Origin of the sequence: Brevundimonas sp. MEB006b (assembly GCF_030209705.1) — a bacterium.
Lineage (GTDB): Bacteria > Pseudomonadota > Alphaproteobacteria > Caulobacterales > Caulobacteraceae > Brevundimonas.
In genome coordinates this window covers 387,378-402,748 of the sequence record NZ_JARVRL010000005.1, presented here as the reverse complement: position 1 = coordinate 402,748, position 15,371 = coordinate 387,378, and the positions used below count along the sequence as shown (strand labels likewise).

The 15,371-nt window shown below is 66.9% G+C and carries 14 protein-coding genes; 6 read left to right on the top strand and 8 right to left on the bottom strand.

Features of this window, described 5'->3' with window-relative positions; all coding sequences use genetic code 11:
- Window positions 1-19: 19 nt before the first annotated feature.
- Window positions 20-1,435: a glutamate--tRNA ligase gene (gltX, locus tag QRN13_RS08355; RefSeq protein WP_284877559.1), complete on the bottom strand. Its 1,416-nt coding sequence runs from the start codon at window positions 1,433-1,435 to the stop codon at window positions 20-22.
- On the opposite strand from gltX, the gene QRN13_RS08350 reads away from it, so the two are divergent.
- The gene (locus QRN13_RS08350; RefSeq protein WP_284877558.1) at window positions 1,434-3,620 is read left to right on the top strand and encodes a ComEC/Rec2 family competence protein; all 2,187 of its coding nucleotides are present in this window, start codon (window positions 1,434-1,436) and stop codon (window positions 3,618-3,620) included. The two genes, gltX and QRN13_RS08350, sit on opposite strands and share 2 nt — an antisense overlap.
- Here QRN13_RS08350 and lexA read toward each other — a convergent pair.
- From lexA to QRN13_RS08330, 4 genes are all read right to left on the bottom strand, one after another.
- The gene (gene lexA, locus QRN13_RS08345) at window positions 3,601-4,299 is read right to left on the bottom strand and encodes a transcriptional repressor LexA (RefSeq protein WP_284877557.1); all 699 of its coding nucleotides are present in this window, start codon (window positions 4,297-4,299) and stop codon (window positions 3,601-3,603) included. The two genes, QRN13_RS08350 and lexA, sit on opposite strands and share 20 nt — an antisense overlap.
- Window positions 4,300-4,417: 118 nt before the next feature.
- A complete protein-coding gene (gene trpC / locus QRN13_RS08340; protein ID WP_284877556.1) occupies window positions 4,418-5,212 on the bottom strand; it encodes an indole-3-glycerol phosphate synthase TrpC in 795 nt (264 codons plus the stop codon).
- Window positions 5,209-6,246: an anthranilate phosphoribosyltransferase gene (gene trpD / locus QRN13_RS08335; RefSeq protein WP_284877555.1), complete on the bottom strand. Its 1,038-nt coding sequence runs from the start codon at window positions 6,244-6,246 to the stop codon at window positions 5,209-5,211. The genes trpC and trpD overlap by 4 nt, the downstream gene beginning before the upstream one ends.
- A gap of 2 nt (window positions 6,247-6,248) precedes the next feature.
- Window positions 6,249-6,839 carry an anthranilate synthase component II gene (locus QRN13_RS08330; protein ID WP_284877554.1) on the bottom strand — a complete coding sequence of 197 codons (591 nt, stop codon included), beginning with the start codon at window positions 6,837-6,839 and terminating at the stop codon, window positions 6,249-6,251.
- 88 nt (window positions 6,840-6,927) lie between these two features.
- Between QRN13_RS08330 and QRN13_RS08325 the strand changes: the two genes are divergently transcribed.
- Window positions 6,928-7,131: a peptidoglycan-binding protein gene (locus QRN13_RS08325; RefSeq protein ID WP_284877553.1), complete on the top strand. Its 204-nt coding sequence runs from the start codon at window positions 6,928-6,930 to the stop codon at window positions 7,129-7,131.
- Here the strand turns inward: QRN13_RS08325 and trpE are convergent.
- On the bottom strand, window positions 7,128-8,645 hold the full coding sequence (gene trpE / locus QRN13_RS08320; protein WP_284877552.1) for an anthranilate synthase component I: 1,518 nt from the start codon (window positions 8,643-8,645) through the stop codon (window positions 7,128-7,130). The genes QRN13_RS08325 and trpE overlap by 4 nt on opposite strands.
- Entirely contained in the window at window positions 8,642-10,549 is a 1,908-nt protein-coding gene (locus tag QRN13_RS08315) for a peptidylprolyl isomerase (RefSeq protein WP_284877551.1), read from the bottom strand. The genes trpE and QRN13_RS08315 overlap by 4 nt, the downstream gene beginning before the upstream one ends.
- A 140-nt stretch (window positions 10,550-10,689) precedes the next feature.
- On the opposite strand from QRN13_RS08315, the gene tpiA reads away from it, so the two are divergent.
- The 4 genes from tpiA (at window position 10,690) to QRN13_RS08295 (ending at window position 13,976) form a co-directional block, all read left to right on the top strand.
- On the top strand, window positions 10,690-11,442 hold the full coding sequence (gene tpiA / locus QRN13_RS08310) for a triose-phosphate isomerase (protein ID WP_284877550.1): 753 nt from the start codon (window positions 10,690-10,692) through the stop codon (window positions 11,440-11,442).
- Window positions 11,443-11,506: 64 nt separating this feature from the next.
- Complete coding sequence (secG, locus tag QRN13_RS08305) at window positions 11,507-11,938, top strand: preprotein translocase subunit SecG (RefSeq protein WP_017503940.1); 432 nt, start codon at window positions 11,507-11,509, stop codon at window positions 11,936-11,938.
- 122 nt (window positions 11,939-12,060) lie between these two features.
- Complete coding sequence (pyrG, locus tag QRN13_RS08300; RefSeq protein WP_284877549.1) at window positions 12,061-13,713, top strand: CTP synthase; 1,653 nt, start codon at window positions 12,061-12,063, stop codon at window positions 13,711-13,713.
- A gap of 98 nt (window positions 13,714-13,811) precedes the next feature.
- A complete protein-coding gene (locus tag QRN13_RS08295; protein WP_165116665.1) occupies window positions 13,812-13,976 on the top strand; it encodes a hypothetical protein in 165 nt (54 codons plus the stop codon).
- A gap of 1 nt (window position 13,977) precedes the next feature.
- On the opposite strand, the gene QRN13_RS08290 is transcribed toward QRN13_RS08295, so the two are convergent.
- Window positions 13,978-15,330: a hypothetical protein gene (locus QRN13_RS08290; protein WP_284877548.1), complete on the bottom strand. Its 1,353-nt coding sequence runs from the start codon at window positions 15,328-15,330 to the stop codon at window positions 13,978-13,980.
- Between the last annotated feature and the right edge of the window lie 41 nt (window positions 15,331-15,371).

Genomic DNA, 15,371 nt, shown 5'->3' with positions numbered 1-15,371 from the left:
CTTTTTGGTTTGTGGGTGATCACTTAGTCTGTTGCAGCGCATCATCCAAGCGCCCGAGACTTTCGTCGCGCCCAAGAGCCGACAAAGTTCGTGCAATATCAGGTGATGTTGACCCTGCGGTAAGCGCTGCGCGCATCGGCGGGCCGATTTTTCCGAACCCAACGCCCTCGGATTCCGCAAAGGCCTTGAGCTCGGCTTCCAGCGCAAAAACATCCCAGGATTGGAACAGGGACAGCCGTTCGCGCAGACGGGTGAGGCGCTCCAAGGTTTCACCCGACAGTAGCGCCTTCGCCTTGTCGTCCAGCGTCAGGGGGCGAGATTTCAGTACGAAAGCGGTTTGGTCGGCCAGATCGAGGATCGTCTTGGCGCGATCCTTGACGAAAGGCATGGCGCGCTGAAGCCGGGCTTCGTCCGCCTCTGCGAGGGCGTGGCCCTTCTGCAGGTGCGCATCCAGCGTCAGCTTGGCGAGCCGCTCGTCGTCGGCGAGGCGCAGCCAGTGCGAATTGACATGGGCCAGCTTGTCGAAGTCCAGGCGGGCCGGCGCCTTGCCGATGCCGGCGAGGTCGAACCATTCGATGGCCTGGGCGTCGCTGAACAGTTCGTCGTCGCCGTGGGACCAGCCCAGGCGAGCCAGATAGTTGCGCATGGCCTCGGGCAAGTAGCCCATCTCGGCGTATTCATGCACCGCCTGGGCGCCGTGACGCTTCGACAGCTTGGCGCCGTCCGGTCCGTGGATCAGGGGGATGTGGGCGAAGGTCGGTCGCGTCCAGCCCAGCGCGTCGTAGATCAGGCTCTGGCGCGCGGCGTTGTTCAGATGGTCGTCGCCGCGAATGACGTGGGTCACGCCCATGTCGTGGTCGTCCACGACGACGGCGAGATTATAGGTTGGCGCGCCGTCCGAACGCAGCAGCACCAGATCGTCCAGGTCGTCGGTGGACCAGTTCACGTCGCCCTGGACCTCATCGGCCACCGTGACCGTCGTCGCCTTTGGCCGACGGAAGCGCACGACGTGCGGCGAGGCCAGATCGTCGACGGTCGGCTCGCGGTCGCGCCAGGGCGATTCGAAAGTGCGCTTTTCGGCCTTGGCCTCGTCACGCAGACGACCGGTCTCCTCGGCCGAGGTGAAGTCGCGGTAGGCGTGGCCGGTTTCGAGCAGTTGATCGACCACCTCGCGGTGGCGGTCGGCCCGGCTGAACTGGAACACCGGCTCATCGTCGGCGAACAGCTCCAGCCAGCTCAGGCCGTCGAAAATGGCCTTCACCGCCTCATCCGTCGAGCGTTCACGGTCGGTGTCCTCGATACGGATCAAGAAGCGTCCAGCGTGTCTTTTGGCGTACAGCCAGTTGAATAAAGCGGTTCTCGCCCCGCCGATATGCAGATAGCCTGTCGGCGAGGGGGCGAAGCGGGTGACGACAGTCGAGGAAGGTGAGGTCATGGGGGAGGGGTCCGTAGGCGACGCCCTTATACGCCCCGATGCGGCAAAACCCACCCCTGCTGCGCGTTTGCGCGCCTGGCTGCACGCCGAAGTCGCCGCTCAGACCCTGAGATGGCGGCTATGGGCGCCGGTCGCATTCGGCGCGGGTGGGGGGGTCTATTTCGCCCTGCGAGCCGAGCCGGTCTTGTGGCCCTTGCTGCTGGGGGCCGCCTTGACCTTTGGGCTGTGGGTCGTGGCGCGTAGGCGCGGCTGGTCGCGGCGTCTGACCTGGCTGCTGTTGATGGTGGCCTGCGTTTCAGGTGGGCTGGCGGCGGCCAAGGTGCGCACCCAAGCCGTCGCCGCGCCGATCGCGCCCGCCCTCAGCGAACCGACCGTGATCGAAGCCTGGGTTGTCGATGTCGACAGCCCGGGGCAGCGAGGCGCGCGGGTCGTGATCGCGCCGGTCTGGATCCGCGGACTCACGCCCGAACAGACGCCGGTGCGCTTGCGGGCGACGGTGCGGGGCGAGCCGCCGCGGCCCGGCGAAGCGATCCGCCTGTTCGCCATTTTGAATCCGCCCCCAGCGCCGGCCAGCCCTGGCGCCTACGACTTCGGCCGCAACGCCTTCTTCCAAGGTATGGGCGGCGTGGCGTTCGCCTTGGGTGAAACGCGTGGGGCCGAGCTTGCCCCGCCGCCGTGGCGACTTCGACTTGAAATGGCGGTCAACGGCGCCCGTTTCGCACTGGCCGAGCGGATCGTGGCAAGGCTCGGCGAACGGACCGGCGGGATCGCCGCCGCCATGACCACCAGTCACGAAACCTGGATCAGTCAGGAGGACATGGATGTGATGCGCGATTCCGGCCTGGCGCACATCCTGTCGGTGTCAGGGCTGCATATGGCCATCGTCGGCGGTTTCGTCTTCTTCGCCGTGCGGCTGGGCGTGGCGGCCTGGCCCTGGTTGGCCCTGCGGGTTCACGGCAAGAAGGTCGCGGCATTGGCGGGCCTCACCGCGGTCGGGGTCTATCTGGTGGTGTCGGGCGCGCCGCCGCCGGCCGAGCGGGCGGCGATCACCGCCTCCATCGCGTTTCTAGCCATCCTGCTGGATCGACAGGTGGTCACGATGCATGGCCTGGCTGTGGCGGCCTTCATCGTTCTAGCGATACAGCCTGAAGCCATCGTCACGCCGGGTTTCCAGATGTCGTTCGCGGCGACGGCGGCCTTGGTCGCCTTGGTCGAGGCCTGGCCGAAGCGCCCGCGCGAAATATCCGCGCCCTGGCCGATCTTGGCAGTCCAACGGCTGGGCGGTTGGTTGACGGCGGCTGTGGCGGCCAGCGTCGTCGCAGGATTGGCGACGGGACCGTTCGCTATGCAGCATTTCAACCGCACCGCCATGTACGGACTGCTCGCCAATCTCGGCACGTCGCCCGTGGCGGACTTCATCCTGATGCCAGCCCTGGCCTTGGGCGCAGCGCTTGAGCCTTTGGGGCTGGGGGGACCGTTCCTGGCGGTCGCGGGATGGGGCGTCGATCTGATGCTAGCGATCGGCACGTGGACGGCGGGATTGCCCGGCGCGGTCAGAACGGTCGCCAGCGCACCAAATTATGTCCTGCCGGTCGCCTTCCTGGGCGTGTTGTTCGTCTGTTTGTGGCAAGGCCGCCTGCGCTGGTTGGGACTTCCGTTCGCAGCCGCTGTCCTGATCTGGCCGCGTGAACCCACGCCGGATCTCTGGATTGGCGATGGCGGGACGAACGCCGCCTTTCACCGTGATCAGGCGGCCGTCGTGGTCCGGCCTGGCGTGCGTGAGTTTGCGGTGGATCTCTGGTCGCGAAGACGGGGGCTGGCCATGATGGATCGGTCGGAGACGGGCTGGGTCTGCGACCGCTTCTCCTGTCGATCGGACATCGATGAGGCGGGTCCCGTGGCGATCTGGTGGGGGCGGAAGTCGCCGAGCTCAGATCAGATGGAGGCGTTATGCCGCGCAGCGCCCGTCGTCAGCGTCCGCGCTGTCGTCACCTCAATTCCAAGCGCCTGTCAGGATCGCCTTGTCCTGGACGGGGTGGATTTTGCGCGAGGCGGGGCAGTGGAGTTGTGGCGCGTCCGTTCGGGCGAGCCGAATCGATGGCGCGCGGTGTGGACGGCCGACGTTCGCGGCGACCGCCACTGGGCGCGTCAGTCCGATCCGGACGTCAGTGATAGCGGCGCATAAGGCCGACCAGCTTGCCTTGGACCGCGACCTGATCCGAGCCGTAGATCTTGGTCTCGTAGTTGCGGTTGGCGGGTTCCAGCGCGATCGAGGCGCCCTTCTTGCGGAGGCGTTTCAGCGTCGCCTGCTCGCCCTCGACCAGAGCCACCACAATCTCGCCGGAGACGGCGTTGTCGGTCGATTTGATCACCACCATGTCGCCGTTCAGGATGCCGGCCTCGATCATGGAGTCGCCTTCGATCTCCAGCAGGTAGTGCTCGCCAGAACCCAGCATGGATTCCGGGACCGGATAGCGCGCCGTTTCATGCTCGATTGCGTCGATCGGCGTGCCGGCGGCGATCTTGCCCATCAGCGGCAACTCGCGGGTGTCGTTGGCCGCCATCGGGGCCGCAGGTCGGACACCGCCGCCGCCCTCGATGACGTCGGGCTTGAACCCGGCGCGACCGCGCGGCGCGCCGGCCGTCGCCTGTTCGGGCAGTTTCGTGACTTCCAATGCGCGGGCGCGGTGAGCGAGACGGCGGATGAAGCCGCGTTCCTCCAGCGCCGTGATCAGCCGGTGAATGCCGGATTTGGAGGCCAGATCGAGCGCCTCCTTCATCTCGTCGAACGAAGGGGAGACGCCGGTCTCCTGGATGCGTTCGTGGATGAACATCAGCAGTTCGTGCTGTTTGCGCGTGAGCATCGCCAGGCCCTCATGCGCCCGCCGACGAATCGGAACGGGCCGTGAACATTTGTCGATGTTCTGTAAGTGTTCCTTGCTAATGTCAACTTAACGGCGAGGCTTGCCGCCGCGTCTCGGCTCAGACCGCCAGCAACTGACGGGTGGCTGCCTCGACATCGGCCTGGCGCATCAGGCTCTCGCCGACCAAGATCGCCTGGGCATGGGCAGCCGAAACGCGCGCCACGTCGTCGGGCGTAAAGATGCCGCTCTCAGCGACTAGCAAAGCCCGAACGGGGCTGAGCATCGACAGCCGTTCCGTGATTTCCAGATCGACCTCGAACGTGCGCAGCGAACGATTATTGACCCCCACGAGATCGCCGCCGAGCGCACAGGCGCGCGCCATTTCTTCCTCGTCGTGCGTTTCGATCAGCGCGTCCATGCCGAACCGTTCGGCTTCCGACAGCAGTTCAGCCGCCAGGCTGTCGTCGATCATGGCGAGGATGATCAGGATGCAGTCGGCGCCCAGGGCGCGGCTTTCGGCGACCTGCCAAGGATCGACCAGGAAATCCTTGCGCAGGCAGGGCAGGGCGACGGCCTCGCGGGCCTGGCCCAGATAGGCGTCGTCGCCCTGGAAGCTGGGGCCATCGGTCAGCACCGACAGACATGCCGCACCGCCGGCCTCATAGGCGCGGGCCAGGGCCGGCGGATCGAAATCGGGCCGGATCAGGCCCTTGGACGGGCTGGCCTTCTTGATCTCGGCGATCAGGGCGGGACGACCGGTTTCCTCTCCGACCCGCTCCAGGGCGGCGCGAAAGCCGCGCGGGGCCGATGCGGCGCGGGCCAGGGCTTCGATCGCCTCCTGTGAGGTCGCAGCCTTGCGGGCAGCGACGTCCTCGCGCTTGTAGGCGGCGATACGATCCAGAACGTCGGTCATGCAGGCTCTTCGCTTTCCAGCGGCGTGGAGGTGATGCGGGCCAGACGATCCAGCGCCTCGGCGGCTCGACCGTCGTCGATGGCGCCAGCCGCGAGCGCGGCGCCGTCGGCCAGATCGGCCGCGCGATCGGACACCACGAGGGCGGCGGCGGCGTTCAGCAGCACGATGTCGCGGTAGGGTCCGGCCGCGCCGGCCAGAAGCGCGCGCAAGGCGACGGCATTCTCCTCGGCGTCGCCGCCGCGGATGTCTGTGATAGAGGCGCGCGGCAGGCCGGCATCCTCGGGCGTGATCTGGAAGCGACGAACCGCGCCGTCCTTCCATTCGGCGACGTCCGTGGGGCCGGAAGTCGCCAGTTCGTCCAGGCCTTGGCCGTGAACGGTCCAGGCGCGTGTGGCGCCGAGCCGGCCCAGCACCTCGGCCAGCGGCTCCAGCAGGCGCGGATCATAGACGCCCATCACCTGTCGCCTTGCAGACGCTGGATTGGAAAGCGGTCCCAGAAGATTGAAAACAGTCCGGAAACCGATCTCGGCTCGCACCGGCCCGACATGACGCATCGCCCCGTGATAGGCAGGCGCGAACAGGAAGCAGATGCCGGCCTCGTCCAACGCCTTCTTCTGTTGCGCCTGCGACGCCATCAGGTTCACGCCGAGGATCGACAAGACGTCGGAAGAGCCTGATTTCGAAGACATCGCCCGATTGCCATGCTTGGCGACCTTCAGACCGGCGCCGGCCAGAACCAAGGCGGCGGCGGTCGAGATATTGTAGGTGTGCTGGCCGTCGCCCCCGGTGCCGCAGGTGTCGATCACCTCATAGGGATGATCCAGCGTCAGAGCGGCTTCACGCATGGCGCCCGCGAAGGCGGCGATCTCGTCCACGGTCTCGCCGCGCATCCGCATGGCGGTGACGGCGGCTGCGACCTGGGAAGGCGTGGGCTCGCCCCGCAGGCAGGCGGCGAAGAAGTCGTGCGCCTGCTGGGACGTCAGGGGATGGCCCTCGACCAGCCGGGCGAGGATCGGCTTGAACCCGTCGCCCATGGTCAGGCGGCCGCGAGGCGCTTTACGCCGGCGATGTCAAGGAAGTTGGCCAGCATGTCGTGACCGTGCTCGGTGGCGATGGATTCCGGGTGGAACTGCACGCCGTGGATCGGGCGGGTGCGATGCTGCAAACCCATGATCTCGCCGTCGGCGGTCCAGGCGGTGACCTCCAGGTCGTCGGGCAGGGTTTCGCGCTTGACCGCCAGCGAGTGATAGCGTGTGGCGGTGAAGGGCGAGGCCAGGCCGGCGAAGACGCTCTGGCCCTCGTGCAGGATCGGCGAGGTCTTGCCGTGCATCAGGGTCTTGGCGCGGATGACGTCGCCGCCGAAGGCCTGGCCGATGGCCTGATGACCCAGGCACACGCCCAGGATCGGCATCGACTCTGGCGCGGTCGTGATCAACGGCAGGCAGATGCCGGCCTGATCGGGGGCGCATGGGCCGGGCGACAGCAGAACGGCGGCGGGGTTCAGCGCCCACGCCTCGTCCACCGTAAGGTCGTCGTTGCGCACCACATGCGTCGGCGCGCCCAACTCCGCGAGGTAGTGGACGAGATTGTAGGTGAAGCTGTCGTAGTTATCGACGACGAGGATCATGGCTTGGCTTCTAGGCGTGACGCGCGTCCGCGCCAAGCGGGCGCGGCCTTAAAGCGCATTTTAACTCGACGGGACTAGGACTGGACCGGTGAAACTCGCCGCTGAAAAAGACATGGCCGCCAAGATCGCCGCCGCCAAGGCGAAGCTGGTCGTGGTCGAAACCAAGCCCAACCCCGTCGCCGCGCTTGGCGCAGCCGCGTTCGCGGCCACCGCAGCGGTTCTGATGGCGGGCGTCGTCATCATCGGCCCCGGCGTGCAGTTCAACGACCCGGCGATGACGATTTCGCGCTAGCGATTGCCGGTCCCAAAGCGCCAGGCGTCCTCCGCCGCCCGCATCGGCGCGCGCGCCTTGTGCTGGGTCTCTGCATATTCGGCCGCAGGGTCGCTGTCGGCGACGACGCCGGCCCCGGCCTGAACGAAGATCCGATCGTCGGCGAAAAGGGCGGTGCGCAGGGTGATGCAGATGTCCGCCTCGCCGCCAGCCGAAATATAGCCGACGCCGCCGCCATAACCGACGCCGCGCTTTTCGCTTTCCAGTTCGTCGATGATCTCCATCGCGCGCACCTTGGGCGCGCCCGACAGGGTCCCGGCGGGCAGGGCGGCCAGCAGCGTGTCCACCGCATCCAGCCTGGGATCAGCCTTGCCGCGCACGTTGGAAACGATGTGCATGACCTGGCTGTAGCGCTCGACGACGAAGCTCTCGGTGACTTCAACCGAGCCGGGCGCCGCGACGCGCCCCACATCGTTGCGGCCCAGGTCCAGCAGCATCAGATGCTCGGCCAGCTCTTTCGGATCAGCCAACAGTTCGACTTCCAGCGCCTTGTCCGCCTCTGGCGTCGCGCCGCGCATGCGGGTTCCGGCCAGCGGCCGGATCGTGACCTCGCCGTCCTTCAGCCGAACCAGGATCTCGGGGCTGGAGCCGGCGAGCTGGAAACCTTCGAAGTTTAGATAGAACAGATAGGGCGACGGATTCTGGCGACGCAGCGAGCGATAGAAGGCGAACGGATCGTCGGTCCACGGGGCCGAAAAGCGGTGGCTGAGCACGACCTGGAAAATGTCGCCGGCGCCGATGTAGTCCTTGGCCCTGGCGACCATCTCGCCGAAGGCCGGCTCGTCCACCGGCGAGGTGAAGACGGGAGGCGGCGTTTGCTGCGGAGCGGCGCGAACGGGCAGGGGTTCGCGCAAGGCCGTCTCGAACGCGTCCAGCCGCGCCGTCGCGGCGTCGAACGCCTCTTGCGGGGAGATTCCGGCGTCGGGATAGGCGGCCGACACCAGAACGATTTCGTGACGGACCGAATCGAAGATGGCCACCAGCGACGGCCGCGTCAGCACGGCGTCGGGCAGATCGAGCGGATCAGGATTCGGCGCGCCCAGCGGTTCCAGCAGTCGCACCATGTCGTAGCCGAAGACGCCGAACAGGCCGGCGGCCATCGGCGGCAGTCCCGCCGGCAGATCGAACTTCGACGCCGCGATCAGCGCGCGCAGGGATTGCAGCGCCGGCAGCGGGTCGGCCGTAAAGCGACCCTCCGCTATGGCTGAGCCGCGCGCCACTTCCGCCGCGTTGGATCGACAACGCCAGACCACATCGGGATCCAGCGTCAGGATGGAATAGCGTCCCTTGACCGCGCCGCCCTCGACCGATTCCAGCAGGCAGGCGTACGGCCGGTCGCGTCCCAGCTTCAGATAGGCCGAGACCGGGGTTTCCAGGTCGTCGATGACCCGCCGAACCAGGACCTGCGGCCGACCGGCCGAAAGGCCGGCGGCGAAGGCGTCGAACGTGATGTCGCGCGAAGCGTCGTCGGTCATTGCGCCGGTGCGGCGGGCGTTGCGCCACCCGACAGACCCAAGGCCGACAGCGCCTGGGCCGGGTCGTTCTTGGCCTTGGAGCGCTGAGCGCCCGCCGAGACCGACGATTCGACCATGGCCTGCACCAACTCCTGGGTCAGGCGCGGGCGGACCTGCTCGGCCAGCGGACCGGCCACGGCCGGATTGGCGGCGCGGACGTTATCGACGCGGCCGACCACATAGGCGGTCTGCGACGCGGGCTGCGAGAAGGCCTGGCCCTTGGACTGGCCAAACAGACCCTGGAGCACGCCCTGACCGAGGGCTTCCTGGGTTTGCTGATTGCGGATGACGCCGGTGCGCACGGTCAGCGGCGCATTGACCGAACGGGCGACCGCGGCGATGTCCTCGCCGTTGCGCACGCGGGTCGTCAGTTCTTCAGCCTTGGCCGACAGGCGACGCATGGTCTCCCGCTGGATCCATTGGGCGGCCAGGGGCTCACGCACCTCTGCCAGGGTCGGCAGGGCCGACGGGCGGATGTCGTTGACGCGCACGGCGAAATACTGGCCCTGACCGGCGTCGATGACGTCGCTTTCGCCGCCCTTGGTCAGGCTCCAGGCCGTCTCGAAGATTTGCGGCGGAGCGTTAAGCGCCTGACCGTTCGGCAGTTTGCCGTCCTTGGTGAAGGGCGGCAGATCGACGACGCGACCGCCGGCCTCACGCGCGGCGTCAGCCAGGTTCTTGCCGGCGGTGCGGGCGGCTTCGTATTTCTCGACCTTGGCGTAGGTCTGGGTCTTCACGTCCTCGGCGCGCAGCTCCTGAATCAGTTCCTCGCGAGCGCTGTCCAGCGTGGCGGGCGCAGCGGGTTGAACCGCCGTGACCTTGGCGACGGCGAAGCCGACACCGGCCTGGACCGGGTTGGACACCTGATTGGCTTGCAGACCGAAGACGGCGGCTGCGGTTGCGGCGTCGCCGATGGCCGAGCGGGGGGTCTCGTTGAAGGCGGCCGGCGTGATGTTGTTGGCGCGGCCGACTTCAGCGGGCGATTGGCCCGCCCGCAGGGCGGCGGCGATATTCTGGGCCGTCTCGCGGTTCGGCGCGGTCAGGGTGACGAAGGAGCGCGTCTCGGGCTTGCTCAGCGTGTCCTTCTTGAACTCGAAGCGCTCGCGGATGCGGTCTTCCGAGATCGGCGCATTGGCCGAAGCCTCAGGCGTGAACAGAACCACCGACACCATGCGGAACTCGGGCGCGCGCAGGCGGTCGGCGTTCTCCTGGATAAAGGCGTTCAACTGGGCGTCGGTCGGGGCGGGGATCTGACCGGCCATCGCCGGGGTCACTTCGAACCAACGACCGTCGCGGCTTTCGAAGGCGGATCCGGCCAGCAGCGCGCCATAGATGCGCGGCACGCGGGCGCCGGCGAAGACGGCGGCGCCGAAATGCTCCGTGGCGTACTGGTCGCGCAGGTCCTGCTCCAGCATGGCGGGAGTCAGGTTTTGCTGCGCGAGAGCCGCCTCATAGGCCTGCTGGTCGAACTGTCCGGTGACCGAGTTGAAGAAGGCCGGGATCTGGCGGATCTGCTTGACGATCAGTTCCTTGCCCGGGCGGATGCCCGCCTTATAGGCCCAGTTCAGGAAGCCCAGCTGCTGGGTCTGCTCGGTCAGGAAGCGGACGTGGATGTTTTCCGCGACCAACTCCTGGTTCGTCAGGGGGCGGCCGACCTGCTGCTGCAGCCGTTCACGCACCTGATCGAAGGCGGTGCGGAACTCGGCCTCGTTCATTGAACGATCGCCCGCATCGATGACGTGTTTCGGTCCCAGGTTGGAGAAGACATCCATCCGCGCGCCGACGATCACGAAGCTGATCGCGATCAGGACAAGTAGGGCGGCCGCCCATTTGGATCGAGAGAAGGCGCGGAAGGCGGTGAGCATTCGAAAACCCGGGACTGGCCGATGTTGGCGTCAATCGTCGCGTATAGTCGGGCCGGGGCCGCCGCTGCAAGGATGGCTTCGTGTCCGGATTGCGGCGCCGCCTCTTGGCTTGGCGGTTTTCGCCTTCTAGACAGGCGCCCATGAAACAATCCGTGAAGATGATCGTCGGCAATTGGAAGATGAACGGCGTCTCGGCCGCCTTGGCGCAGGCTGAAGCCATCAGGGACGCCGTCGCGGCGACGGGGCAGGGATGTCGTGTTGTGTTGTGCCCGCCGGCGACGCTGATCGAGCGTATGCAGTCCGCCTTGGCGGGCAGCGGCGTGGCCGTCGGCGGTCAGGATTGCCATGAGAAGCCCGCCGGCGCCTTCACCGGCTCGGTGTCGGCCGAAATGCTGGTCGACGCCGGCGCGACCGTGGTGATTCTTGGGCATTCCGAACGCCGCTCCGCTTTCGGCGAGACCGATGCGGACGTCGCCGCCAAGGTCGAGGCCGCCATCGCCGCCGGGCTGGAGCCCATCGTGTGCGTGGGTGAAACCTTGCAGCAGCGGGAAGCGGGCGACGCCATCGCCGTCGTGTCGGGCCAGGTCGCGCGCTCGCTGCCGTCCAGCCTGGCCGAGCGCGACTTCGCGGTGGCCTATGAACCCGTCTGGGCCATCGGCACGGGCCTGACCCCGACGCTGGATCAGATCGCCGAGGTCCATGCCGCCGTGCGCGCCGCCATCGTCGCAAAGCTGGGAGACGGCGCTCGCGCCGCGCCTATTCTGTATGGCGGTTCGGTCAAACCGGAGAATGCGCGCGACATTCTGGCGACGCCGGAAGTCGGCGGCGCCCTGGTCGGCGGCGCGTCCTTGAAGGCCGAGGACTTCATGCCGATCGTCAACGCCGCCGCGTGACGTTTGCCCCTGGCGCGCTTCGATGATAGAGGCCGCCGCTTGATCGGCGCAGATCCGCGCCCACATGAATGACGCCATGCTCCAGACCATCCTGCTCGTCGCCATCATCATCGTCGCCATCGCGTTGACGGGCATCGTCCTGCTTCAGAAGTCCGAGGGTGGCGCCCTGGGCATGGGCGGCGGTCCGTCGGGCTTCATGACCGCACGCGGCGCCGGCAACTTGCTGACCGTCACCACCTGGTGGCTGGCGGCCGCGCTGTTCGCCCTGACGATCATTCTGACGGTTGTCGGCAATATGGACCGCGCCTCGGTGTCCGGCATCGACGCCGACGCCGTGGGTTCGCTGGCCACGACGCCGCAGACCCAGACGCAACAGCCCGCCCAGCAACAGCCCGCTGCGCCGGCCAAGCCGGCGACGCCTTCGCTGGATGATCTGGAAGCCAGCCTGCCGTCGGCCTCCACCGCTCCGGCGCCGGCCCAACAGCCCGCTCAGTAAGGCTCAGACAGAGACCCGAGTTTCAGAAAGCGCGCCGCAGGGCGCGCTTTCTTCTTTTGATCAACAGTTCGATTCGACGGCGGCATGACCGAGCCGCGAATCATGGAGTAAGGTGTCCCCCCATGGCTCGCTATGTGTTCATCACCGGCGGCGTGGTTTCCTCGCTAGGAAAAGGCCTCGCCTCCGCCGCTCTCGGCGCTCTTTTGCAGGCGCGCGGCTACAAGGTCCGCCTGCGCAAGCTCGACCCCTATCTGAACGTCGATCCGGGCACGATGAGCCCGTATCAGCACGGCGAGGTCTTCGTGACCGACGACGGCGCCGAGACCGACCTGGACCTAGGCCACTACGAGCGGTTCACCGGCGTATCGGCGGCCAAGTCCGACAACATCACGACCGGCCGCATCTATTCGACAATTCTGGAGAAGGAGCGTCGCGGCGACTATCTGGGCGCCACCGTCCAGGTCATTCCGCACGTGACCGACCAGATCAAATCCTTCTGCCTGACGCCCGCCCTGACCGACGCGGGCGAAGACGTCGACTTCGTTCTGGTCGAGATCGGCGGCACGGTCGGCGATATCGAGGGCCTGCCCTTCTTCGAGGCGATCCGCCAGCTTGGGCAGGACCTGCCGCGCGGCCAGAGCTGCTTCGTTCACCTGACGCTGCTGCCGTTTATCAAGACGGCCGGCGAGATGAAGACCAAGCCGACCCAGCACTCGGTCAAGGAACTGCGCTCCATCGGCATCCAGCCGGACATCCTGCTGTGCCGCTGCGAGCAGCCGATCCCGGCCGAGGAAAAGCGCAAGATCGGCCAGTTCTGCAACGTGCGCGAAAGCGGCGTCATTCAGGCGATGGACTCCGCCGATATTTACGCCGTGCCGCTGGACTATCACCGCGAGGGTCTGGACCGCGAGGTCCTGGCGCATTTCGGCATCAACGATGCGCCTGAGCCGGATCTGACCGGCTGGCAGGAGATCGCGCGTCGCCGCCTGCAGCCCGACGGCGAGGTCACCATCGCCGTGGTCGGCAAATACACGGTCCTCAAGGACGCCTATAAGTCCCTGATCGAGGCGCTTCATCACGGTGGCGTGGCCAACAACGTCAAGGTCAACATCGACTGGGTCGAGGCCGACACCTTCGAAGGCGATCCCGAGGCCTGTGAGGAGCGTCTTCAGGGCGCGCACGCCGTTCTGGTGCCGGGCGGCTTCGGCGAGCGCGGCTCGGAAGGCAAGATCGAGGCGGCCCGCTTCGCCCGCGAACGCAACATCCCTTATTTCGGCATCTGCTTCGGCATGCAGATGGCGGTGATCGAGGCGGCGCGGAACCTGGCTGGCTATCCCAAGGCCTCGTCCACCGAGTTCGGCCCGACCGCCGAGCCGGTCGTCGGCCTGATGACCGAATGGACCCAGGGCAACCAACGCGTCCTGCGTCAGCAGGGCGGCGACCTGGGCGGCACCATGCGGCTGGGCGCCTATGATTCGACCTTGTCGGCGGGATCTAAGATCGCTGAGATCTACGGCTCGACCGCGATCAGCGAGCGTCACCGCCATCGCTACGAGGTCAACATCAACTATCGCGAGGCGATCGAGCAGAAGGGCGGCCTGGTCTTCGCCGGTCTCTCGCCTGACGGCGTCCTGCCCGAAACCGTCGAACGCCCGGACCATCCCTGGTTCATCGGCGTTCAGTATCACCCCGAGCTGAAGAGCCGTCCATTCGCGCCGCATCCGCTGTTCGCCAGCTTCATCGGCGCGGCCGTGGTGCAGAGCCGCCTCGTCTGACGGAACGCGGTTCGCACAGACTCCATCGGGTCCGCGTTTTGCAGTAGACTGTCCGGAACGGATCGAATTGGCACGATCCGAATGCGGCGGGACCGTCGATGATCGGCGAGTTGCTTTATCACCTGCACCGGCACGTGCGCCTGGTGCTGATCGCCGGAGCGCTGATGCTCGTGCTCGGCGTGGTCCTGGTCGGCTATGAAGCGCTGCGGCTTCTGGACCAGCCGCCGGCCCGCCCGGCCGAAGCCGGGCAGGCCTTGAGCTAGATCAGTCGATCTTCAGCCGCACGAAGAGCATCGCCCCGTCGGGATCGCCGCCATACAGAGGCTCCAACGCCGTCGGCACGCGATTCATGGCATAGAGACCGCCGAGGCCGAACCGGACGTGTTCGGCGATCCGCCAGTCGCGGACAATACCGACCGACGCCTTGCCCACTGTATAGAGCGGGCCATGGCCGCCGCCGACGCCGGGAACCAGTTCATCCGTCTCGATCCGCTCGGCGCGGGCGAAGATCGTCCAGCGGTCGTTGGGATGGACCGCCGATTCCAGCAGCCAGGCGTCCTTCGATTCACCGTGGTCGTTGGTCTTTCGGCCCCAGGCCAGGGTCGAGGACCACCAGCCGTCATTGCCCAGACGGCGGGTGTGGATAGCGCTAGCCGACCATTTCGTCTCGTCCTCGTCGGGCTCCAACTGTTCCGGCGCGGAGACATCGGCGTAGGACGCCTGCAGCGACCATTCGTCGGTCGGGTTCCAAGCAGCCCGCACCGACCAACTATCCAGCCGTGGCGAATCGATGCCCCAGCGTTCCTCGTCCGGCTCGCGTCCCTTGAAGGCCGAGGTCTCGATCTTGAAGCGGTCGTGCGCCCAGCCCAAGGTGGTCACGCCGAAGACGATGTGGGTCGAATCCAGCCAGTGGTGGGTGATCGGCGCCTCGGGACTGTCCATCGCGCTCATGCGGTGCATGAAGGCGGGCGGGCCGAAGGCGGGCTCGCCCGGCAGGCCGATATAGCCATAGACGCTGTCCTTGTCGGACAGGCGCTTCGAATAGCTGGCCGACAGCTCCATGAACAGATCGTGCGGATGTTGTCGATCGACCAGCGGATTGACCCCGTCCGCCGTCTCGCCCGCCGCCAGCAGCAGCGGATAGCCGGACTTACCCATCAGCGGATCGGGACTGAGCATGGCCCGCAGGTTCAGCGTCGAACCGTCGTCGAAGTCACGGCGCGCCGAGGTCATCAACATGCCGGCGACGAAGGTCTTGTCGCCGCCGCGCGGCCCAGACTGGCTGTCATAGACCAGGTTCAGCATGGCGTGGGTCATCACCATCCAGTCGCCACGGACGGTGTGGATGCCGCCGTGCTCGCCCGCATCGGGTTGCCAACCGGTGCCTGAGGCGTCGCGGTTGATGGGCCAGGGGCCGTAGGGACTGGTCATCGTGTGAACCATGCTGGCGTGATCGGTCATCGGCTCGGCCGATGACATGGGCATGTCGTGACCTGCGTGCGGATCGGCAGTGGGCTTGGTCGACGCGTGGTGCGCGTGATCCTGCGCCGCCGCGGCCTGAGCCAGGGCGAGCAGGGAAGCGCCGGCGCAGGCGCCGACGAGAGTACGGATAGCCATTCAAGGCCTCCTCTGATGATCGTGACGGAGTGCGCCTTGCG